Origin of the sequence: Sphingomonas liriopis (assembly GCF_024211255.1) — a bacterium.
Taxonomy (GTDB): Bacteria; Pseudomonadota; Alphaproteobacteria; order Sphingomonadales; family Sphingomonadaceae; genus Sphingomonas; species Sphingomonas liriopis.
Genome location: NZ_JAMLDY010000009.1, coordinates 1 through 21,397 on the forward strand (window position 1 = coordinate 1; position 21,397 = coordinate 21,397).

Genomic DNA, 21,397 nt, shown 5'->3' on the forward strand with positions numbered 1-21,397 from the left:
ACCGGGTTGAACGTACCTCTGGTGTACCTGTCGTCGTGCCAACGGCGCAGCAGGGTAGCTATGTACGGACGGGATAACCGCTGAAAGCATCTAAGCGGGAAGCCTCCCTCGAGATAAGATTTCATAGGACGGTCGGAGACCACGACCTTGATAGATCGGATGTGGAAGTGCGGTAACGCATGGAGCTAACCGATACTAATTGTCCTATTCGCGCTTGAGAGTCTCACACCATCAATGACAATCCTGGACCTCGGGTTCAGCCGTCAGCGACAGGCGTGGATGAACATGCTCGACGCCAGAATACAAAACCTCGTGATTTTCACACAAAGGTGCATCGATTTTAGGAGCCCGTCACAATGCAAATTGCGACGGGTCCACCCAAGCCCAACCCCGCATCCGCCCGCTTCATTGCTTGGTGGCTATAGCGTCGGTGTCCCACCCGATCCCATCCCGAACTCGGCCGTGAAACCCGACTGCGCCAATGGTACTATCGCTCAAGCGATGGAAGAGTAGGTCGTCGCCAGGCATTGCAGCCGGCGGGTGCAGGACAAAAGGCTCAAGAACCCATCACATCGTCTCCGGTCCCCGGACCACCAACACCCCCGCCCACACGCGGGGGCGTTCGTGCCTCCCGGGTACCCTCATCCATCAAAGTACCACTTTGATGGACCTCATCGCGGGGTGGAGCAGCCCGGTAGCTCGTCAGGCTCATAACCTGAAGGTCACAGGTTCAAATCCTGTCCCCGCAACCATCTTTAGATACTCGACATAGCGCCGCCCTTACGGGCGGCGTTGTCGTTTGGGACAGATCCCGTACATCCGCAACACTCGGCATAACGCCTGCCCACCAGCCAGCATGGCCGGTCGGGTCAGCCGTCAGGCATTGCAACACATGCCCATCGCCAAGCAAACGCAGCGAAATAGTCTCGAACGGCTGCAACCCAGTCGGGTACGACCGGACAGACGCTCCCACCGATCGCCGTTCACCTGGTCGGATTGGCGCTAACGCCCGGTTGCGCGCCTGCAGGCCGAGCGCAGTCCGCCGCCGGCGGCAGTTTCGGTGCGGCGAGGCCGACGTTCCAGTTCCAGCCGATCGTGCCCGTCGCCCGACGGCGGCACATCACGCTCTCGTTAAGCGCGAACATGCCTGGCATCAGGTCGCGTCGGGCCTGCGGGGTCGCGGCGAAGTGCATGTAGTGGCGATCCGCGCCATAGGCCGGCCACGCCGCAGCAGCGCGCGCGACGGGGCGGGCATCGCGGACGAAGCCCGCCCAGTAATCGAGCATGGCGTCGGACAATGCACGTTCCCCGGCGGTGTCGGGCACGCGCGGCCAGCGCGGTGGCGTCGTGGCGAAGGTGCCGAACACATAGGGCAATTCGCTGGCGTGGAAGGCGTGGAGGTCTGCGGCGTCCGCAGCGGGATAGCCGTGGTCGAACAGATAGAGATAGGCACGCTGGCCGAGCGCGGTCTGACGACGGACGACCCGCTCCGCCGTCCATCCGTAGAGTGCGTCGCGCGTCGTCGCGAGGATGCTCTGCGGATAATCGGCGGCCGGATAGAGGCGCAGGAACGCGTCGGCGAGTTCGCCGTAGCGGTCGCGGATCTCGCGTTCGTAGCTGGCCGCATCCGCGGGGGGCTTGGGCGCGAGCATGCGCAGCGAACGGATTTCGCCTTGGTTGAACCCGGTCAGCACCGGCACCCGCGCCTGTTCACCGCGATCGAAGGCATCGACCATCTGCCGGGGCAGGACGACACCGTCGACCACCCCGAACGGCGCAAAGCCGAGTTTCGCAGCACTATCGGTCAGCGTCTGCGCATCGATCGCGCGCAGGCTGGCGACGTCGGGAGTCTTGAGCGCCCCGCCGAGTGCCTGCCCGCCGGTTTCCCATGCCGGCGCGCCGAACACGCCGCGGTGCAATTCGGGCATCGAGATCATATAGGCGCTCTGCGCGATCGCGCCGGCGAACAGCCCGCGCGCGGCTGGCGCGGTCATCAGGTAGAGCGCGCTGAGTCCGCCCGCCGATTCGCCGGCGATCGTCACCTTGCGCGGCGCGCCGCCGAATGCGGCGATATTGTCGTGCACCCAGCTCAGCGCGGCGATCTGGTCGAGCAGGCCGTAATTGCCCGAGACGTGCTGCGCAGACTCCGCGCTGAGCCCCGGATGCGCCAGCCAGCCGAGGACGCCGAGCCGATAGTTGATCGACACGACGATGATGCCGCGCTCGGCGAGCTTGCGGCCGTCGTACATCGGCTCGCGGCTCGATCCGCTGACCAGCGCGCCGCCGTGTATCCACACCATCACCGGTGCGTTGCGCGCGTTCGCCGGCGCCCAGACGTTGAGCGTCAGGCAGTCCTCGCTCACCGGCATCGGCGCGCCGCTGTAGATCGTCGCGGTGGACCCCTGCGGTTGCACGCACGCCGCACCGAACGCGGTGGCGGATCGCGTGCCCTTCCAGCGCGGCAGCCGCACCGGCGCGCGCCAGCGCAGCGCGCCGACCGGCGGCGTGGCATAGGGAATGCCGCGGAAGACGCGGATGCCGCCCTCCGCTGTGCCACTGACCGTGCCCGCGGGCGCCGCGACGACGGGCGCGGCCGGGGCGGGGATGGCCGCCGCGCTCGCCAGCGCGATCGAGAGCAACGTTATCATCGGATCGTCTCCTGACGGCGCAGCGTCCGCGCCAGCCACAGGAACAGGCCGATCGCGATGACGTAAAAGGGGGTGAGCGTGTAGAGCGACAGCTGCAGCGGGTTGGCCGCGCCGCCCGCGGCGAAATGATCGCTCGCCGCGCCGACCCAGGTCGGCCCCAGCCCCAGTCCGATGAAGTTCATCACCAGCAGCAGCAGCGCCCCCGCCAGCACGCGCTGGTTGGGCGCCGCCTCTTCCTGCACCAGCGTCACCGAGCAGGAGAGGTAGAAATAGTTGAAGAACATGACGACGGTGAGCAGCGCCAGCGCCAGCGGCCAGGTCGGCGCCCAGACGAAGGCGATGTAGAAGGGCATCGACACCGCCAGCGACACCGCCGGCGCGATCGCGAACACGCGGCGCGACCCTTTCCGGGCGAAATGGTCGATGATCCGGCCCGATGCGACCATGCCGCCGCCCATGCCGATGACGATCGCCAGCGCATACCAGATCGCGATCTCGGGCAGAGTCATGCCCTTCTCGCGGATCAGGAACAGCACCGCGAAATTGCCGAGGCCATAGGTGACGAACTGCGTCGCGCCGCTGCCCAACGCGGCGAGCGTCATCACCGGATTGGCGAAGAACGCGCGCAGCGTCGCCCAGAACGGCGCCTTGTCGGACACGATCGCCGCGCCCGGATCGGCTGCGCCGCGCGCCGGCTCGGGCACGACGAACGGCAGCGCCACCGCGGCGACGATCCCGACGATGCCGATTGCGACGAAGGCGTTGCGCCAGTCGAACAGCGCCGCGATCGACGCGCCCAGGGCGATGCCCAGCGCCGCGCCGATCGGCGGCCCGAGATTGTAGATGCCGAAGGCGACGCCGCGCCGCCCGGGCGCGAACGTGTCGGTGATGAGCGCATAGGACGGCGGCACGCCGCCCGCCTCGCCGAAGCCGACGACCATCCGCGCGACGACCAGCTGCGGGTAGGTGCGCGCCATGCCGCAGGCGATCGTCGCCGCGCTCCAGATCGCGCAGGCCAGCGTCAGCACGCCGACGCGGCTGGTGCGGTCGGCGAGCCAGCTGACGGGGATCGCGATGAAGCAATAGAACATCGCGAAATACAGCCCGCCGATCAGCCCCAATTGCCCGTCGGTGATGTGCAGCGAATCCTGGATCGGCTTGGCGAGGATGCCGAGCAATTGGCGGTCGAGGAAGTTGAGCACGTAGACGAAGGTCAGCATCGCCAGCACGATGCCGGGATGGCGCGTGCGCCGGCCCGCGGATACCGTCGGGCGCACCTCGGGTGCCGCCACGCTGTTCAACATCGCCATCAACCTCTCCCACTCGGCGTGGATTATTATGCGCGGACGATGCGGCAGCGGCGGAGGTGTGTCAATGCACACTCTCTTATGTGTGAATGAAAAGCCGGGATGGTCATGGTCGTCCCGCCGCCCGACTTGACGCGTTGGGCATAAGGCCGGAGTGAACGGCACGTGACGCAGCCCGACCCACCCGCCCGCCGCTCGCGCAAGGCCGATCAGCGCGCCGAGACGATCGAGCAGATCCTCGATGCGGCCGAGGAGCTCTTCTCCAAGCATGGCCTGCACGGCGTCACGCTGAAGGACGTCGCGCGGCAGGTCGGCGTCCATCACACGCTGCTCAATTATTATTTCGCCGACAAGAAGGCGCTGTTCGACGCGGTCTTCTCGCGCCGCGCCGTGGTGACCAACGAACGCCGGATGGCGGCGCTCGACGATTACGAGAGGCTCGCGGGTGATGCGCCGACGGTCGAGGGAGCGTTGCGCGCGTTCCTAGATACCGATCTCGACACCTATATCGAGGGCGGCGAGGGCTGGCGGAACTATGCCAAGCTCGGTGCGCAGGTCGCCAATACGCCCGAATGGGGCGCGGATCTGATGGACGAGCATTTCGATCCCGTCGTGCTCCGCCTGATCGCGCTGTTGCGCCGGGCGCTGCCCGATTGCCCCGAGGAGCGGATCTTCTGGGGCTATCATTTCGTCACCGGCAGCCTGATGCTGACGCTCGCGCGCACCGGCCGGATCGACAAATTGTCGGGAGGGCGCTGCCGCTCGGACGACTTCGCCGCGGTCAAGGAGGTCATGGCGACCTTCATGGCGGCGGGCTTCCACGCGATCTGCGGCTAGGCCGACCGGCCAGGCGCAGCCGGTCTTGCGCCCCGTTTCTCATTCGCTATCAAGAGAGCGAACGAGAAACGGGAGAGTGAACGTGACGCTTGCAGGACGAACCGCGATCATCACCGGGGCCGGCGGCGGCCTGGGGCGGGCGCATGCGCTCTACCTCGCCGGCAAGGGCGTGAAGGTGTTGGTCAACGACGTCTCCGCCGACGCCGCCGCCCGCGTCGTCGCCGAGGTCGAGGCGCGCGGCGGCACCGCCATGGCCTTCGCCGCCTCGGTGACCGACGAGGCCGCGGTCGACACGATGGTCGCGGCGCTGCTGGCGGCGTGGGGACGGATCGACATCCTCGTCAACAACGCCGGCATCCTGCGCGACAAAAGCTTCGCCAAGATGACGATCGCCGATTTCCGTTCCGTCGTTGACGTCCACCTGATCGGCGCCGCGATCTGCAGCAAGGCGGTGTGGGAGGCGATGCGCGGCCAGGGCCATGGCCGCATCGTCATGACGACCTCGTCCTCGGGCCTCTACGGCAATTTCGGCCAGGCGAATTACGGTGCCGCCAAGATGGCGCTCGTCGGCCTGATGCAGACGTTGAGCATCGAGGGCGAGAAATACGGCATCCGCGTCAATTGCCTCGCCCCCACCGCCGCGACGCAGATGACCGAAGGCGTGCTCGACGCCGAGAGCCTGACGATGCTGGCACCCGACCGCGTCGCGCCGGGGTTGCTGCAACTGGTCGGCGACGATGCGCCGACGCGGGTAGTGCTGTGCGCCGGTGCGGGGCATTTCGCGACGGCCAACGTCACGCTCACCACGGGCCGCTATATCGGCAGCGACGCCGACGCCGGCGAACGCGTGATCGCCCATTGGCCCGAGATCGTCGATCGCACCGCCGAGATCGTGCCCGCCTACGGCTTCACCCAGGCGGAACGCGAGGTCGCTGCCGCGCGGGGCAACACGGCCGTCGACGCCTGAACCCAAAGGGGCACGCGAGCCGGCGGCCCCCGATGGGGCCGCCGCGGCGCGTGATGCGTTATCGATCGGAACGCTCCGGCCGAACCGGAGGAAGAATGGTGCCCAGAAGAGGACTCGAACCTCCACGACCTTGCGATCGCCAGCACCTGAAGCTGGTGCGTCTACCAATTCCGCCATCTGGGCACGGGGTAGGGGGCGGCCTTTAGGGGGCGGTCGGCGCGCTTGTCAACACGGGTTTCGCGGGGCAAGGGGCGAAACGTCAGCACAGCGACAAAAAAAGGCCGAGACCGCAATGAAGGACAAGCTGGTTACGATCTTCGGGGGCGGCGGTTTCGTCGGCCGCTATGTGGTGCAGGCGCTGCTGCGCGGCGGCGCACGGGTGCGCGTCGCGGAGCGCGATCCGCGCCATGCCTGGTTCCTGAAACCGCTGGGCGGGCTCGGCCAGACGCAGTTCGTCGCCGCCGACGTGACGCGGCCCGATACCGTCGCGCGTGCGGTCGCCGGGGCCGACGCGGTCGTCAACATGGTCGGCGTGCTCGCCGGCGACTTCGAGCGGATCCATGTCGGCGGTGCACGCAACGTCGCCGAGGCTGCTGCGGCGGCGGGCGTCGGCAGCCTCGTCCATATGTCGGCGATCGGCGCCGATCCCGACGCGCCGTCGGCCTATGGCAGCAGCAAGGGCCGCGGCGAGGCGGCGGTGCGCGCCGCTTTCCCGGGCGCGGCGATCATCCGCCCATCGATCGTTTTCGGGCGCGAGGACCAGTTCATCAACCGCTTCGCCGCGATGATCGGCAAGGCGCCGGTGGTACCGGTGCTGCGCGCAGGCGTGAAGTTCCAGCCGGTCTTCGCCGCCGATGTCGGCGACGCGATGGCTGCGGCGACCGATGCAGGCTTTGCCGGACAGACGTTCGAGCTCGGCGGGCCCGATGTGATGAGCATGGGCGAGATCATCCGCTGGATCGCCGCCACCATCGGTCGCGAACCCTCGATCGTCGAGCTGCCCGATGTCGCCGGATCGCTGCTCGCCAGCCTGCCGCTGGCGCCGATCAGCAAGGATCAGTGGCTGATGCTCCAGCGTGACAATGTCGTCGCCGACGGCGCGCAGGGGCTGGCGGCGCTCGGCGTCGCCGCGACGCCGCTGCAGGCGGTCGCGCCCGAATGGCTGGTCCGTTTCCGCCGCACGGGGCGGTTCGGCCGCCGCGCCGCGACGCTCGCCGCCTAAGGACGCATCATGGACCTCCTCACCGTCATCCTCCTCGGCATCGTCGAGGGGGTCACCGAGTTCCTGCCCGTCTCCTCGACCGGGCATCTGATCCTCGCCGGCACGCTGCTCGGCGTGCAGGACAAGGCGACCGCGACCTTCGACATCGTCATCCAGCTGGGCGCGATCCTGGCGGTGGTCGTCCTCTACTGGCGGCGTTTCTGGGACGTCGCGGTCGGGCTGCTCGCGGGGCAACCGCGCTCCTGGGCGTTCGTGCGCAACATCGCACTGGGCTTCCTCCCCGCCGCGGTCATCGGCCTCGTCGTCTACAAGGCGGTCAAGGCGCTGCTCGAAAGCCCGACCGTCGTCGCGGTCGCGCTGATCGTCGGCGGCATCGCGATCCTCGTCATCGAGCGGATGGTGAAGCAGGCGCGGATCGATTCGGTCGAGGGCATGCCGTGGACCACCGCGCTGGGCGTCGGCTTCGTCCAATGCCTGTCGATGATCCCGGGCGTCAGCCGCTCGGGCGCGACGATCATGGGCGCGCTGAGCCTCGGCGTGGAGCGGCGCGCGGCAGCGGAATTCTCGTTCTTCCTCGCGATCCCGACGATGCTCGCGGCGTCGGGCTACGACCTGCTCAAGTCGAGCGCTGCGCTGGGCGAGGGCGAGTGGCTGAGCATCGCGATCGGCTTCGTCGTGTCGTTCATCGTCGCGCTGGTGGTGATCCGCTGGTTCGTCGGAATCGTCAGCCGTCACGGCTTCGCGCCCTTCGCCTGGTATCGGATCGTCGTCGGCGCGGTCGCGCTGGTCGCCCTGCAATTGCGATAGGGCCGGAATATTCCTTATTCTGCGCAACATCATCCCTGTTGAGAAAGGCTCGCAAAGATATTCGATGAAACAAAGGCAGCTGTACTGACGCATAAGCGATTTTGTGCATGACAGGGGGCGCTCGGCTTCGTAACAGCGGGGTAAGGAGGCCCTATGGCGCACGATTCCATGCTCAAGTTCGTCGCTCGGCCGCAGGCCTATCCGGCCAAGCGGGAGGCCGAGATCCGCGCGGAGGATTTCGCCGAGATCGCCGCGCGCTATGCGCCGCCGACGGCGGAGGATCAGGCCGGGCGCTGCTCGCAATGCGGCGTGCCCTATTGTTCGGTGCATTGCCCGCTGCACAATCATATCCCCGATTGGCTGCGACTGACCGCCGAGGGGCGGTTGCGCGAGGCGTACGAGCTGTCGAACAGCACCTCGACCATGCCCGAGATCTGCGGCCGCATCTGTCCGCAGGACCGGTTGTGCGAGGGCAATTGCGTGATCGAGTTCACCGGCCATGGCGCGGTGACGATCGGATCGGTCGAGAAGTTCATCACCGACACCGCGTGGGAAGAGGGCTGGGTCGAGCCGCTGGTGCCGGGGCCGGCGCGGGGGCAGTCGGTGGCGGTGATCGGTGCCGGCCCTGCAGGGCTGACCGCGGCGGAATATCTGCGTGGGCACGGTTATGAGGTGCACGTCTACGACCGGCACGATCGCGCCGGCGGGCTGCTGACCTATGGTATCCCCGGCTTCAAGCTCGAGAAGCCCGTCGTCATGCGCCGCGTCGAGCGGTTGAAGGCGGGCGGCATCGTATTCCACGAAGGCTTTTCGGTCGGCGAGCAGGCGAGCCTCGACGAGCTGCGCCAGCGGCACGACGCGGTGCTGATCGCAACCGGCGTCTACAAGGCACGTGCGCTCGATGTCGCCGGCGGCGACGACGGCCGCGTGGTGGCGGCGCTCGACTATCTGATCGCGTCGAACCGCAAGGGCTTCGGCGATGCGGTGCCGGCGTTCGACCAGGGCGGGCTCGATGCGGCGGGCAAGCATGTCGTCGTGATCGGCGGCGGCGACACCGCGATGGACTGCGTCCGTACCGCGATCCGCCAGGGTGCGGCGTCGGTGAAATGCCTCTACCGCCGCGACCGCAAGAACATGCCGGGCAGCCAGCGCGAGGTGACCAACGCCGAGGAGGAGGGCGCCGAATTCGTCTGGCTCTCCGCCCCCGCGGCGTTCGACAGCGATGGCACGGTGCTTGCGCGCAAGATGCGCTTGGGTGCCCCCGACGCAAGCGGCCGCCGCGCGCCCGAGCCCGACCCGGCCGGCGATTTCACGCTGCAGGCGGACCTCGTCGTCAAGGCGTTGGGTTTCGACGCCGAGGACCTGCCGGCGCTGTTCGGCGCGCCCGAACTTGGGGTGAGCCGCTGGGGCACGGTACTGGTCGACGGCAAGACGCTGATGACCAGCCTCGACGGCGTCTTCGCGGCGGGCGACATCGTCCGCGGCGCGAGCCTCGTGGTCTGGGCGATCCGCGACGGCCGCGACGTGGCGGCGACGATGCACAAGTGGCTGAAGGCGAGGGCGAAGGCGGGAAGGGTGGCGGCGTGAGGCTGACCGCGGAAGAGGTGCAGGCGATCAAGGCGGCGGCACGGCGCGCCTTTGGCGCCGATGCCGTGGTTCGCTTGTTCGGTAGCCGCGTGGACGATGCGCGGCACGGTGGAGACATCGATCTCCACGTCGAACTGCCGGCAACCGTGAATTTTTCGTCCGCCAAGGAGGGCTTTCTCGATCGGCTGTTTGCCCGAATCGATCCGCAGCGGGTGGATGTCATCGCGACCGTGAAAGGGGCCACGCCTCGGCCGATCGAAGCGATCGCCTATCGCGACGGGATTGTGCTGTGACGGAAGAGGGCGAAAAGGCGCTATTGCGTGAATATCGTGAGACATGCGCACGGCTCGCGGTCGGGTTCGAGGATACCGCCGCACGGGTTGCCGCGATTGTGCCGTTGAGTGCGGCGACGATCGATCGTCTGCCCGTTGCCGATGAGACGATCGTGCTGGCGTACATCAAGCGCTTCGAACAGTTCGAGGATGCGCTCCACCGGACGCTCAAGGCGATCTCCAAAATCATGGAACATGGCCGGATCGAGCGGCTGACGTCGGTCGATGTCACGCGTCGTGCCCACGCGCTGGGTATCCTAGACGATGAGAAGACTTGGGCCGATGCGGTTCGTGCCCGCAACGCGCTGGCGCATGAATATCCGCTCAATCCGCAGAAACGCGCCGAGCAGGTGAATGTCGCCTGGGCCATGCGCGACACACTGAACCACACATGGGCGGCAATCGTCCGCTTCATCGACGAAGAAGGTCTGCTGCCATGACCGATGCCCTCCTGACGACCGATCCCATGAAGACCGACCAGCGCGCCTATCTCGCCGAACACGGCATGTACCGTCCCGACAGCGAGGGCGATGCCTGCGGCGTCGGCCTCGTCGCCGCCACCGACGGGCGCGCGTCGCGGCGCGTCGTCCAGTCGGCGGTCGATGCATTGAAGGCGGTGTGGCACCGCGGCGCGGTCGATGCCGACGGCAAGACGGGCGATGGCGCCGGCATCCACATCGACCTGCCGCACCGCTTCTTCGACGATGCGGTCGTCGCCTCGGGGCACAAGGTGCTGCCCAACCGGCTCGCGGTGGGCATGATCTTCCTGCCGCGCACCGATCTCGGCGCGCAGGAGAATTGCCGCACGATCGTCGAGAGCGCGATCATCGAGGCGGGCTATACGATCTACGGCTGGCGGCAGGTGCCGGTGGACGTGTCGGTGATCGGCCTGAAGGCGCAGACGACGCGCCCCGAGATCGAGCAGATCATGATCGCCGGGCCGCTGCCCGACGAGGTTTCCGCGGCCGAGTTCGAGAAGAACCTGTATCTGGTGCGCCGCCGGATCGAGAAGCGCGTCATCGCCGCGCAGATCCAGGGCTTCTACGTCTGCTCGCTGTCGTGCCGCTCGATCGTCTACAAGGGGCTGTTCCTCGCCGAATCGCTGTCGGTCTTCTATCCCGACCTGCAGGACCAGCGCTTCGAATCGCGCGTCGCGATCTTCCACCAGCGCTATTCGACCAACACCTTTCCGCAATGGTGGCTGGCGCAGCCGTTCCGCTGTCTTGCCCACAATGGCGAGATCAACACGGTGCGGGGCAACAAGAACTGGATGCTCAGCCACGAGATCCGCATGGCGTCCCTCGCGTTCGGCGACAATTCGGAGGACATCAAGCCGGTGATCCCCGCCGGCGCGTCCGACACCGCCGCGTTGGATGCGGTGTTCGAGGCGATCTGCCGCTCAGGGAGAGACGCGCCGACCGCCAAGCTGATGCTGGTGCCCGAGGCGACCGGCGCCGACACGCCCGAAAACCATGCCGCGATGTACAATTACTTGGCTTCCGTCATGGAGCCGTGGGACGGCCCCGCGGCGCTGGCGATGACCGACGGGCGCTGGGCGGTGGCGGGCGTCGATCGCAACGCGCTGCGCCCGCTGCGCTATACGCAGACGTCGGACGGACTGCTGATCGTCGGGTCGGAGACCGGCATGGTGCCCGTCCCCGAATCGACCGTCGTCGCCAAGGGGCGGCTGGGGCCGGGGCAGATGATCGCGGTCGACCTCGACGAAGGCCGGGTGATGAACGACCGCGCCGTCAAGGACCGGATCAGCGGCGAGCATGATTACCCGGCGATGATCGGCGAATTCCACACGCTCGACGATTTGCCCGAGGTCGCCGAGGCGGTGGTGCGCTTCGATCGTCCCGAACTGGCGCGGCGGCAGGTCGCGGCGGGGCAGACGCTCGAGGACATGGAGCTGATCCTGTCGCCGATGGTCGAGACCGCCAAGGAAGCGATCGGATCGATGGGCGACGACACCCCGCTCGCCGTCATCAGCGACAAGCCGCGGCTCATCAGCCAGTTCTTCCGCCAGAATTTCAGCCAGGTGACGAACCCGCCGATCGATCCGCTGCGCGAGCGCTACGTGATGAGCCTCAAGACGCGGTTCGGCAATCTCGCCAACATCCTAGATACCGAGGACCAGCGCGACCGCGTGCTGGTGCTCGATTCGCCGGTGCTGACGGGTCAACATTGGGCGCGACTGAAGGCGCATTTCGCGCGTACCGCGACCGAGATCGACTGCACCTTCGACGCCGAGGGTGGCCCGGAGAAATTGCGCGCGGCGATCCAGCGCATCCGCAACGAGGCCGAACAGGCGGTGCGGCAGGGCAAGAGCGAACTGTTCCTGACCGACGAGCACGTCTCCGAAGACCGGATCGCGATCGCCGGCGTGCTGGCGGCGGCGGCGGTGCATACGCATCTCGTCCGTCGGGGCCTGCGCTCCTACGCCTCGATCAACGTGCGCTCGGCCGAATGTCTCGACACGCATTATTATGCGGTGCTGATCGGTGTCGGCGCGACGACGGTGAATGCCTATCTGGCCGAAGCGGCGATCGTCGACCGGCAGGCGCGCGGGCTGTTCGGCGACCTGAGCCTGGACGAATGCCTCAAGCGGCATCGCTATGCGATCGAGGAGGGCCTGCTCAAGATCATGAGCAAGATGGGGATCGCGGTGATCTCCTCGTACCGCGGCGGCTATAATTTCGAGGCGGTCGGTCTCAGCCGCAGTCTGGTCAACGACCTGTTCCCCAGCATGCCCGCCAAGATCAGTGGCGAGGGCTATAATTCGCTCCATTACAGCGCCTTGGTCCGCCACGAGCTGGCCTGGGACGAGGCGGTCGCCAAGCTGCCGATCGGCGGCTTCTATCGCCAGCGCCACACCGGCGAGACGCATGCCTATTCGGCGCAGCTGATGCACCTGCTGCAGACCGCGGTGTCGACCGACAGCTATACCAGCTATCTGCAGTTCAGCCGCGGCGTCGCCGATCTGCCGCCGGTCTATCTGCGCGATCTGCTCCAGTTCAATTTCCCGAGCGAAGGCGTACCGGTCGATCAGGTCGAGGCGATCACCGAGATCCGCAAGCGCTTCGTGACCCCGGGCATGTCGCTCGGTGCGTTGAGTCCTGAGGCGCACGAGACGCTGGCGATCGCGATGAACCGCATCGGCGCCAAGGCGGTGTCGGGCGAGGGCGGCGAGGATGTGAAGCGCTTCAAGCCTTACGAAAACGGCGACAATGCCAATTCGACGATCAAGCAGATCGCCAGCGGCCGGTTCGGCGTCACCGCCGAATATCTGGGCGCCTGCGAGGAGATCGAGATCAAGGTCGCGCAGGGCGCCAAGCCCGGCGAGGGTGGGCAGCTGCCCGGCTTCAAGGTGACCGAGTTCATCGCCAAGCTGCGCCATGCGACGCCGGGGGTGACGCTCATCAGCCCGCCGCCGCACCATGACATCTATTCGATCGAAGACTTGGCGCAGCTCATCTACGACCTCAAGCAGATCAACCCGCGCGCGCGGGTGTGCGTCAAGCTGGTCAGCTCGTCGGGGATCGGCACCGTTGCCGCCGGCGTCGCCAAGGCGCACGCGGACGTCATCCTGATCGCCGGCCATGTCGGCGGCACCGGCGCGTCGCCCCAGACCAGCGTCAAATATGCCGGCACGCCGTGGGAGATGGGCCTCAGCGAGGTCAATCAGGTGCTGACCCTCAACGGCCTGCGCGGCCGGGTGCGGTTGCGCACGGACGGCGGGCTCAAGACCGGGCGCGACATCGTCATCGCCGCGATCCTCGGCGCCGAGGAATATGGCATCGGCACGCTGAGCCTCGTCGCGATGGGCTGCATCATGGTGCGCCAGTGCCATAGCAACACCTGCCCGGTCGGCGTCTGCACGCAGGATCAAGCGCTGCGCGACAAGTTCGTCGGCACGCCGGAGAAAGTCATCAACCTGATGACCTTCATCGCCGAGGAGGTGCGCGACATCCTCGCACGTCTGGGCGTCAAGAGCCTCGACGAGGTGATCGGGCGGACGGAGTTCCTGCGCCAGGTCAGTCGCGGCGCCGAGCATCTCGACGACCTCGATCTCAACCCGATTCTCGCCAAGGTCGACGCGACCGACGCCGAGCGCCGCTTCTCGCTGTCGACCTTCCGCAACGAGGTCCCCGACAGCCTTGACGCGCAGATCATCAAGGATGCGGCGGCGGTGTTCAGCCGCGGCGAGAAGATGCAGCTCACCTATTCGGTGCGCAACACGCACCGCGCGGTCGGCACGCGGCTGTCGAGCGAGGTCACCCGCCGTTTCGGGATGAGCAAGCTCGCCGACGGTCACGTCACCGTCCGGCTGCGCGGGTCGGCCGGGCAGAGCCTCGGCGCGTTCCTCTGCAAGGGCATCACGCTCGAGGTGTTCGGCGATGCCAACGACTATGTCGGCAAGGGGCTGTCGGGCGGCATCATCGTGCTGCGCCCGGCGGTATCCTCGCCATTGGCGAGCCAGGACAATACCATCCTCGGCAACACCGTGCTGTACGGCGCGACCTCGGGGACGCTGCTCGCCGCGGGGCAGGCGGGCGAGCGGTTCGCGGTGCGCAATTCGGGCGCGACCGTGGTGGTGGAAGGCTGCGGCGCCAACGGCTGCGAGTATATGACCGGCGGCGTCGCGGTATTGCTTGGGAAGGTCGGCCAGAATTTCGGCGCGGGCATGACCGGGGGCATGGCCTTCGTCTACGATCCCGACGGCGAATTCGCGGCGCGCGCCAATCCGGAGAACATCGTCTGGCAGCGGCTCGCCTCGGCGCATTGGGAAAGCGTGCTGCGCGACCTCGTCGAGCGTCACGCCACCGCGACCGACAGCAAATGGTCGAAGGGCCTGCTCGCCGACTGGGACCGGATCGCCGGCGACTTCTGGCAGGTGGTGCCGAAGGAGATGCTGTCGCGGCAGACCTATCCGCTCGACGACAGCGTGGCGCTGGAGGCGGCGGAATAGGACCGACCCCCGTCTCCCGTTCGTGTCGAGCCTGTCGAAGCACCTGTCTCCACAAGCGGCATCGTGCCTGTGGAAACCAGCCTTTCGACAGGCTCAGGGCGAACGGGGTGGGAGGCGAGGTCCGCGCGACGTCGCAAAGCAGAAGCCGAGTTGGATGACGATGCCCGTTGCCGAAGTCCGGCCTCGATATCCGGGTTGATCGATTCGCACCACGCCGTCGACGATCGTCACGCCCGCCTCGTCCATCGCCGCTTCCCTCCAAACCCTCCTGCTTATAACACGGTCGCATGTGGCAGCTTTACCAATTCCCCCTGTGTCCGTTCAGCCGCAAGGTGCGCCTGCTGCTCGGCGAGAAGGGCATCGGCTATGAGCTGGTGCGCGAATCGCCGTGGGACCGGCGCGACGAGTTCATGGACATGAACCCTGCCGGCGAGACGCCGGTGATGGTCGACGCGAGCCGCCCCGGCGCGCCGCTGATCGATTCGATGGCGATCTGCGAATATTTCGAGGAGACGGTCGACAAGGCGGCGACGATCAACGGCACCGCCGCCAACCGCGCCGAGATCCGCCGGCTGGTCAGCTGGTTCGACACGCATTTCTACCGCGACGTCACCGGGCCGCTGCTCCACGAGCGCGTCGTCAAGCGGCTCGCGCACCGCGCCGCGCCCGATGCCAAGGGGCTGCGCGAGGCGATGAAGGCGGCGGTCAGCCATCTCGACTATACAGATTATCTGCTCGATCACCGCAACTGGCTGGGCGGTGCGACGATGAGCCTCGCCGATCTCGCCGCGGCGGCGCAGATTTCGGTCGCCGACTATCTCGGCGGGATCGACTGGAAGGGGCATGACCAGACCGCGCGCTGGTATCGCGGCTTCAAGAGCCGGCCGAGCTTCCGGCCGTTGCTGTCCGAGCGGATGGAGATGATCGGGCCACCGGCGCATTACGACAATGTCGACTTCTGAGCCGCTGACCTTCGCCGATTTCGAACGCGTCGATATCCGTGTCGGCACGATCGTCGCGGCCGAACCCTTTCCGGAGGCGCGCAAGCCGGCGATCAAGCTGCGCATCGATTTCGGCGAGGGCTTGGGCGTGAAGAAGTCGTCGGCACAGATCACCGATCATTACACGCCGGAGGCACTGGTCGGGCGGCAGGTGGCGGCAGTGGTCAATTTTCCGCCGCGGCAGATCGGGCCGTTCATGTCCGAGGTGCTGACGCTCGGCTTTCCGGATGCGGACGGCAAGGTGGTGTTGATCGGGCCGAGTATTGCGGTGCCGAATGGCGGGCGTTTGTTCTGATACCCCCGACCGGCCTGGCGTCCGATTAGGCCGGCATGGCATCCCCCAAACCGATCGTCACCCCGGACTTGTTCCGGGGTCCACCGGGCCGCGGGCCTACGGTCTCACCTACAGCTGCACGCCTCGCCGCAGAGTGGACCCCGGAACAAGTCCGGGGTGACGGAGGGAGGGGGAGAGGTCGGGGCGTCTCACTCCCGTTTCAGCAACGCCAGCGTCGCCGGATCACGCACTCCGTCGAAGAACCGGTCCAGCGCCGCCTCGAACGGTGCGGCATCGTCCGCCACCGCCGCGAACAGCGTCAGCGACGAGCGCAGCTTGATCGCGTCGATGCCGCCGAAGATCGCCTCCGCGCTGCCCGCCGCCGCGGTCGCGGCGTGCGTCGCAGCGATCAGCCGGGGTCCGAGCAGCGGGTGCGCCAGATAGGCGCGCGCTTCGTCCGCCCCCGCGATCGCGTAGAAACGCGCGGTGTCGCTGCGGCCGAGGCCGGCGATCTGCGGAAAGACGAACCACATCCAGTGGCTGGTCTTGCGTCCGCGGCGCAGTTCGATGAGCGCCTGATCGTAGGATGCTGCCTGCGCAGCGACGAAACGGTCGAGATCGTAAGCCATCGTGGCAGGCAACCGCCGGGCGGCTCGCCGCGTTCCACCACCATGCGCACGCTTCTTCTCGCCCCGTTGCTGTTGCTCGCCGCCTGCGGAAGCGGTGGCAAGAGCGATACGCCCGACAATGCCGCCGCAGCCGGCTTCGTGCCGCCGCCGACGCAACTGCCCACGCCGATTCCCGGGCAGGAGCACAGCAACCCGATCACCGCTTATGTCGGCAAATATCCCGGCGATGCGGTCGATGGCGTCGGCTTCTACGACCGTACCGAGGTGTCGCGCGCGCTGATCGACGCGGTGGGCGACGAGAAGGTGCGCCGCCGTTTCACCTCGCGCGATGCGGTGAGCGTGCCGATCTGGCAGGCGAAGGACGGCCGCATCGCCGCGCACGGCTGCGAACCGCACAATTGTAGCGACGTCGACTGGACGTTCTTCGTGACCGCGGACGGTGCCAGGGGCGAAGCGTGCTTCCACGATGCCGCGACGATGGGGGCGACCAGCCGCTGGTATGCCGCCAACGTCGCCCCCGCGACCCGCCCCGGCGATTGCCCGCAGGAGTAACATATATGCTCGAACATATCCCCGGCTGGCTTGGCAAGGCGCTGAGCGACGTGCGCGCCGGCGCGGAGAAACTGGCGATCGCGCGGCCTGAGCTCGGCACGTCGTTCCCGGCGCTCGATCTGTCGAGCCCCGCCTTCGCCGATGGCGCGCGACTGCCCGAACGCTTCACCGCGGATGGCGCGGGCGTGTCGCCGCCCCTGATCTGGGGCATGCCGCCCGAGGGGACGGCGTGCCTCGCGTTGCTGGTCGAGGACCCGGACGCGCCGGCGCCGCAACCGCTGGTCCATGCGGTGATCTGGGGCATGCCCGCCGATGCCGGCCGTCTGGCGGAGGGCGCGATCGTCGGCGACGGGGCGGGGACGCCCGATCGCGACGTCGGGCGCAATTCCTATTTCCGCGAAGGCTGGCTGCCGCCCGATCCGCCGACCGGGCATGGCGCGCACCGTTATGCGTTCCAGCTGTTCGCGCTGGGGGCGGGCGTGGGCGATCCCGGCGAGACGCCCGGACGTACGGCGCTGGTGGAGGCGATGGTGGGGCATGTACTCGCCGCCGGATTGCTGATCGGGACCTATAGCCGCGGCGAGGCGGCGCCGGTCGGTCCCGTCGGGGCGGTCGCGACCGCCTGACGGCGTCAGCCGGCGGTGACGCCGCCTTGGGCAGCGAGGACGAGGATGGTGGTCGCGAAGGACGCGAGGCTGAGGAAGAGGCTGCGGTACATGGCGAAGGCTCCTGTGCGCTGGATCAGGCGATCGGGACGATGGGGACGGCGGCGCTGATCGCGAGCGTGGCGAAGGCGAGCGCGGCGATGACCGAAACGGCGGCGCGCTGGGCGATTTCGAGGCGGAGAAACATGGTGGCATTCCCTTTTGTGATCGGGAGCGAACCGTTCGCCGCCGATGCCAGGGACATTGCAGCCGCCGTGCCAGTTTATCTAAGTCACGGAAATGCGGGCTAAAGGCATTTTGCCGATCGAGGAGTTGGCAAATCGCGCCAGATCGGCGGGGTATTCCGCGCCAAGATCAGGCGGCACATACCCGATCGCGGCCTTCGCTCTTCGCGGTATAGAGCAGACGGTCGGCACGCTCGAACGCGGCGTCGATCAATTCGTCGGCATGGACCGCGGTCACGCCGATCGACAGCGTCACCTGACCCAGCGGCTGGTCGCCCTCGCGCAGGCGGAAGCGCTTGTTGGCGATCACGTTGCGGGCGCCGTCCAGATGCATCGCCGCGTCGGCCAGCGTGATGCCGTGGAGCAGGACGGCGAATTCCTCGCCGCCGTGACGGACGACGAAATGCTCGCGGCATTCCTCGCCCAGGGCCCGGCCGACCGCGCTCAGCACGCGGTCGCCGATCTGGTGGCCGTGCGCGTCGTTGATCCGCTTGAACCGGTCGATATCGCAGATCGCGAGGCAGAAGGGGCCGTCGCGTTCGCGGCGCTGGGCGAAGGCCTCGTCGAAGGCGCGGCGATTGGGCAGGCCGGTCAGCGCGTCGCGCCGCGCGGTGTCGTGTGCTTCTGCGAGCTTGGCGCGCAGCGTATCCGCTTCGTGCGTCGCGCGGGCCAGCCGCGTCTCCGCATCGCGGATCCGGGTCAGCATCGTGCCGGCGACGCGCGCGATCTCGTCGAGTCCCGTGCCCGCCGCCGCGTCGGCACTGTCGGACGCGCCGATCGCCGCGGCGCTTTGCGCCAGGTCGCGGCCGAAATCGCGGGTCTCGTCCTGCATCTCGCGCATCATCGTGGTGAAGCCATCGACCTGCGCCTGCGTCGCCTCGACGAGCTTCGCCGCTTCGTCCTCCGCCGCACTGGGCCGCTCGCGCGACGTGCGGCGGGGCTCCGCAAGCGTCGTCGTGGCGCCGAGATGGACGGTGCCCCCCAGTTTCTCGATGTCGGAACGGCTGAGGCGGAACCCGCCATCGGTCAGCCGCGCGACCGCCTGCGCGATCGCGCCGTCGGGATTGGCGAGGATGTCATAGGCGAATGTGTAGTGCGCAGGCTCGGGACTGAGGCCCTGTTCGACAAGAAAAGCACCGATACGGGAGAACAGGTCTCCCTTCTCGTGCTTCCTTGCTGCGAACGGCCCACCCATGCCCCACCTTTCTCGTGCCCCGGGTTTCTAGGCATGATTGGTTAGCGGAGCGTTGCGATCGGATCAATTATGGTGCAATTTCTGCACCGCCGCCAACGTCTGCGCGACATGCTGCGCAGGGTTCATGTCGTCATGCACGAACGCGACGCGGCCGTCGCGGCCGATGACGTAGCTGGTCCGCTTGGTCAGCGCGCGGCCGCCGGCATTCAGCGCGACGTCATAGCCCTTGATGACATTCTGGCCGGCGCTGGCGACGGCGAACTTGCCCGCGCACTTTTCGGCCGAGAAGCGCTGCAGCGTCGGCACGTCGTCGGCGGACATGCCGATCACCGTCGCGCCGGCCTTCTGGAAATCGGGGATCGCCTCGGCGAAGGCATGCGCTTCGGCGTTGCAACCGCCGGTGAAGGCGGCGGGGAAGAAATAGAGGACGACCGGCCCCTTCTTCAGCTGCTGCGCGAGGTCGATGGCGACGACCTTGCCCGCGATCGCGCCGCGGGTGGAGAAGGTCGGCGCCTTGGCCCCGACGACGAGGCCGGCGGTGGCGGGCGCAGCGACCAGGGCGACGGCGGCGAAGGCGGGGAACAGGCGCATGGGACAATCCTCTCGAAGTTACCGTACCCTAGCGCGGGGCGGGCGGGCGCGATAGGGCGTCGGCCATGCCGATCACCGCCGCCGACATCCAGCTCGCCCAACGTCTCGCCGATGCCGCCGGCGCCGCGATCCGCCCCTATTTTCGTGCCGAACATGGCGTCGAGCTGAAGGACGATCATTCGCCGGTCACCCGCGCCGACAGGGAGGCCGAGGCGGCGATGCGCCGGCTGCTCGACGCCGAGGCGCCGGGCGACGGCGTGATCGGCGAGGAATACGGCACCAAGCCGGGGGTGACGGGGCGGCAATGGGTGCTCGACCCGATCGACGGCACGCGCAGCTTCACCGTCGGGCGCGCGATCTTCGGCACGCTGATCGCGCTGGTCGAGGACGGCTGGCCGCTGCTCGGCATCATCGACCAGCCGGTGCAACGCGAACGCTGGCTCGGCGTCGCCGGGCGGCCGACGACGTTCAACGGCAAGCCGGCGCGCACCCGGTCGTGCGCGCAGCTGGAAGGCGCGGTCCTCGCCACCACCAGCCCGCATCTGTTCGCGCAAGACGACGTGCCGCATTACATGGCGCTGGTCGCCGCGGCGTCGGGCGGCCACACGCGGCAGGGGCCGGTCTATGGCGGCGACTGCTACAATTACGGGCTGCTGGCGAGCGGGCATCTCGACATCGTCGCCGAATCGGGGCTGCAGCTGTACGATTTCGCTGCGCTGGTGCCAGTGGTCGAGGGCGCAGGCGGGCGGATGTGCGACTGGAACGGCGACCCGCTGACCGCCGACAGCGCCGGCCATGTGCTGGCGATCGGCGATCCGGCACGCACCGACGACGTGCTCGAGGCGATCCGCGCGACGGTGGACGGGCACGACCACTGACGGCCTGGGGTCGGGTCATCATTCAGCGTCGGGACGATCCGCGCAGGGATGAAGGATTCACGCGGAGGCGCGGAGGAGTGTTGCGTGGGCCAGAATGGCCCTGTCATCGTCAGGTATGACGGGTGGCGGACGAGACGAGCGCGACGCCTCTGCGTCCTCCGCGCCTCTGCGTGAACAAATCTTCTTCAGGACGCTGCCATCGGCGCTGAACGACGATTCCGATCGGGGCAGCCCCCAAACGCAAACGACGCGGCAAAGCCGCGTCGTCAGTCGGGCGTGCCGCCCGCTGGCCGTAGATCGATCCGCGACGCGGATTAGCGTGGCTAATCCGCTGATCGATCACCCGTCGTAATCGGCGCCCAGGTTCTGGTTGCGCGGCGGCGCGGCGGCGGTCAGGCGCAGCGCTTCGGCCGAAGCCGACAGCGAACCGACCGCGTCGACCTCGTCCTCGTCGTCGATCTGGACGCGCTGCAGGCTGTTGACCACCGCTTCCTCGAGGTTGTCGGGGCGGACCAGCTCGTCGGCGATCTCACGCAGCGCGACGACCGGGTTTTTGTCGCGGTCGCGATCGAGCAGCAGTTCCGCGCCGCCCGAGATCTGACGCGCGCGCTGCGCGGCGAACAGGACCAGATCGAAGCGGTTCGGGATCTTGTCGACGCAATCCTCGACAGTGACGCGCGCCATGGACGCTTTCCTTCGCAAATACCGA

19 protein-coding genes, 2 tRNA genes and 2 rRNA genes are annotated in these 21,397 nt (G+C 67.7%); 16 read left to right on the forward strand and 7 right to left on the reverse strand.

Going from position 1 to position 21,397, the window contains the following annotated elements; genetic code table 11:
* From M9979_RS08625 to M9979_RS08635, 3 genes are all read left to right on the forward strand, one after another.
* A 23S ribosomal RNA gene (locus M9979_RS08625) occupies nucleotides 1-218 on the forward strand; the annotation flags it as partial.
* A 193-nt stretch (nucleotides 219-411) separates the two neighbouring features.
* A 5S ribosomal RNA gene (gene rrf, locus M9979_RS08630) occupies nucleotides 412-526 on the forward strand.
* 149 nt (nucleotides 527-675) lie between these two features.
* Nucleotides 676-752 (forward strand) — tRNA-Met (locus M9979_RS08635).
* A gap of 231 nt (nucleotides 753-983) precedes the next feature.
* Here M9979_RS08635 and M9979_RS08640 read toward each other — a convergent pair.
* Nucleotides 984-2,648 carry a carboxylesterase/lipase family protein gene (locus M9979_RS08640; RefSeq protein WP_254288956.1) on the reverse strand — a complete coding sequence of 555 codons (1,665 nt, stop codon included), beginning with the start codon at nucleotides 2,646-2,648 and terminating at the stop codon, nucleotides 984-986.
* Nucleotides 2,645-3,958, reverse strand: coding sequence for a spinster family MFS transporter (locus M9979_RS08645; RefSeq protein ID WP_254288957.1), 1,314 nt, complete (start codon nucleotides 3,956-3,958; stop codon nucleotides 2,645-2,647). Before M9979_RS08645 ends, M9979_RS08640 begins: the two co-directional genes overlap by 4 nt.
* A gap of 162 nt (nucleotides 3,959-4,120) precedes the next feature.
* Here M9979_RS08645 and M9979_RS17350 point away from each other — a divergent pair, with 162 nt between their 5' ends.
* Both M9979_RS17350 and M9979_RS08655 read left to right on the forward strand, forming a co-directional pair.
* Entirely contained in the window at nucleotides 4,121-4,792 is a 672-nt protein-coding gene (locus tag M9979_RS17350) for a TetR/AcrR family transcriptional regulator (RefSeq protein WP_254288958.1), read from the forward strand.
* 76 nt (nucleotides 4,793-4,868) lie between these two features.
* Nucleotides 4,869-5,759 carry an SDR family NAD(P)-dependent oxidoreductase gene (locus tag M9979_RS08655; protein WP_254288959.1) on the forward strand — a complete coding sequence of 297 codons (891 nt, stop codon included), beginning with the start codon at nucleotides 4,869-4,871 and terminating at the stop codon, nucleotides 5,757-5,759.
* A 96-nt stretch (nucleotides 5,760-5,855) separates the two neighbouring features.
* Here M9979_RS08655 and M9979_RS08660 read toward each other — a convergent pair.
* Nucleotides 5,856-5,942, reverse strand: a tRNA-Leu gene (locus tag M9979_RS08660).
* Nucleotides 5,943-6,051: 109 nt separating this feature from the next.
* Between M9979_RS08660 and M9979_RS08665 the strand changes: the two genes are divergently transcribed.
* The 8 genes from M9979_RS08665 (at nucleotide 6,052) to M9979_RS08700 (ending at nucleotide 15,975) form a co-directional block, all read left to right on the forward strand.
* Complete coding sequence (locus M9979_RS08665; RefSeq protein WP_254288960.1) at nucleotides 6,052-6,981, forward strand: complex I NDUFA9 subunit family protein; 930 nt, start codon at nucleotides 6,052-6,054, stop codon at nucleotides 6,979-6,981.
* 9 nt (nucleotides 6,982-6,990) lie between these two features.
* The gene (locus M9979_RS08670) at nucleotides 6,991-7,788 is read left to right on the forward strand and encodes an undecaprenyl-diphosphate phosphatase (RefSeq protein ID WP_254288961.1); all 798 of its coding nucleotides are present in this window, start codon (nucleotides 6,991-6,993) and stop codon (nucleotides 7,786-7,788) included.
* 153 nt (nucleotides 7,789-7,941) lie between these two features.
* Nucleotides 7,942-9,375, forward strand: a complete 1,434-nt coding sequence (locus tag M9979_RS08675) for an NAD(P)-dependent oxidoreductase (protein ID WP_254288962.1) — start codon at nucleotides 7,942-7,944, stop codon at nucleotides 9,373-9,375.
* Nucleotides 9,372-9,668 carry a hypothetical protein gene (locus tag M9979_RS08680; RefSeq protein ID WP_254288963.1) on the forward strand — a complete coding sequence of 99 codons (297 nt, stop codon included), beginning with the start codon at nucleotides 9,372-9,374 and terminating at the stop codon, nucleotides 9,666-9,668. Before M9979_RS08675 ends, M9979_RS08680 begins: the two co-directional genes overlap by 4 nt.
* On the forward strand, nucleotides 9,665-10,147 hold the full coding sequence (locus M9979_RS08685; RefSeq protein ID WP_254288964.1) for a nucleotidyltransferase substrate binding protein: 483 nt from the start codon (nucleotides 9,665-9,667) through the stop codon (nucleotides 10,145-10,147). The genes M9979_RS08680 and M9979_RS08685 overlap by 4 nt, the downstream gene beginning before the upstream one ends.
* The gene (gene gltB, locus M9979_RS08690) at nucleotides 10,144-14,679 is read left to right on the forward strand and encodes a glutamate synthase large subunit (protein WP_422921802.1); all 4,536 of its coding nucleotides are present in this window, start codon (nucleotides 10,144-10,146) and stop codon (nucleotides 14,677-14,679) included. Before M9979_RS08685 ends, gltB begins: the two co-directional genes overlap by 4 nt.
* 287 nt (nucleotides 14,680-14,966) lie before the next feature.
* On the forward strand, nucleotides 14,967-15,641 hold the full coding sequence (locus M9979_RS08695) for a glutathione S-transferase family protein (RefSeq protein WP_254288965.1): 675 nt from the start codon (nucleotides 14,967-14,969) through the stop codon (nucleotides 15,639-15,641).
* The gene (locus M9979_RS08700) at nucleotides 15,628-15,975 is read left to right on the forward strand and encodes a tRNA-binding protein (RefSeq protein WP_254288966.1); all 348 of its coding nucleotides are present in this window, start codon (nucleotides 15,628-15,630) and stop codon (nucleotides 15,973-15,975) included. The genes M9979_RS08695 and M9979_RS08700 overlap by 14 nt, the downstream gene beginning before the upstream one ends.
* A gap of 188 nt (nucleotides 15,976-16,163) precedes the next feature.
* Here the strand turns inward: M9979_RS08700 and M9979_RS08705 are convergent, their stop codons facing one another.
* Nucleotides 16,164-16,583, reverse strand: coding sequence for a DUF1810 domain-containing protein (locus M9979_RS08705; RefSeq protein ID WP_254288967.1), 420 nt, complete (start codon nucleotides 16,581-16,583; stop codon nucleotides 16,164-16,166).
* Between the two features lie 42 nt (nucleotides 16,584-16,625).
* Here M9979_RS08705 and M9979_RS08710 point away from each other — a divergent pair, with 42 nt between their 5' ends.
* Together M9979_RS08710 and M9979_RS08715 are read left to right on the forward strand one after the other, a co-directional pair.
* Nucleotides 16,626-17,135: a hypothetical protein gene (locus M9979_RS08710; RefSeq protein WP_254288968.1), complete on the forward strand. Its 510-nt coding sequence runs from the start codon at nucleotides 16,626-16,628 to the stop codon at nucleotides 17,133-17,135.
* A 5-nt stretch (nucleotides 17,136-17,140) separates the two neighbouring features.
* Nucleotides 17,141-17,761 carry a YbhB/YbcL family Raf kinase inhibitor-like protein gene (locus M9979_RS08715; protein ID WP_254288969.1) on the forward strand — a complete coding sequence of 207 codons (621 nt, stop codon included), beginning with the start codon at nucleotides 17,141-17,143 and terminating at the stop codon, nucleotides 17,759-17,761.
* A gap of 393 nt (nucleotides 17,762-18,154) precedes the next feature.
* Here the strand turns inward: M9979_RS08715 and M9979_RS08720 are convergent, their stop codons facing one another.
* Together M9979_RS08720 and M9979_RS08725 are read right to left on the reverse strand one after the other, a co-directional pair.
* On the reverse strand, nucleotides 18,155-19,219 hold the full coding sequence (locus tag M9979_RS08720; protein WP_254288970.1) for a GGDEF domain-containing protein: 1,065 nt from the start codon (nucleotides 19,217-19,219) through the stop codon (nucleotides 18,155-18,157).
* A gap of 63 nt (nucleotides 19,220-19,282) precedes the next feature.
* Entirely contained in the window at nucleotides 19,283-19,810 is a 528-nt protein-coding gene (locus M9979_RS08725) for a peroxiredoxin (protein ID WP_254288971.1), read from the reverse strand.
* 65 nt (nucleotides 19,811-19,875) lie between these two features.
* Between M9979_RS08725 and M9979_RS08730 the strand changes: the two genes are divergently transcribed.
* On the forward strand, nucleotides 19,876-20,688 hold the full coding sequence (locus M9979_RS08730) for an inositol monophosphatase family protein (protein ID WP_254288972.1): 813 nt from the start codon (nucleotides 19,876-19,878) through the stop codon (nucleotides 20,686-20,688).
* A 339-nt stretch (nucleotides 20,689-21,027) separates the two neighbouring features.
* On the opposite strand, the gene rpoZ is transcribed toward M9979_RS08730, so the two are convergent.
* Nucleotides 21,028-21,372: a DNA-directed RNA polymerase subunit omega gene (gene rpoZ, locus M9979_RS08735; RefSeq protein WP_254288973.1), complete on the reverse strand. Its 345-nt coding sequence runs from the start codon at nucleotides 21,370-21,372 to the stop codon at nucleotides 21,028-21,030.
* Nucleotides 21,373-21,397 lie beyond the last annotated feature (25 nt).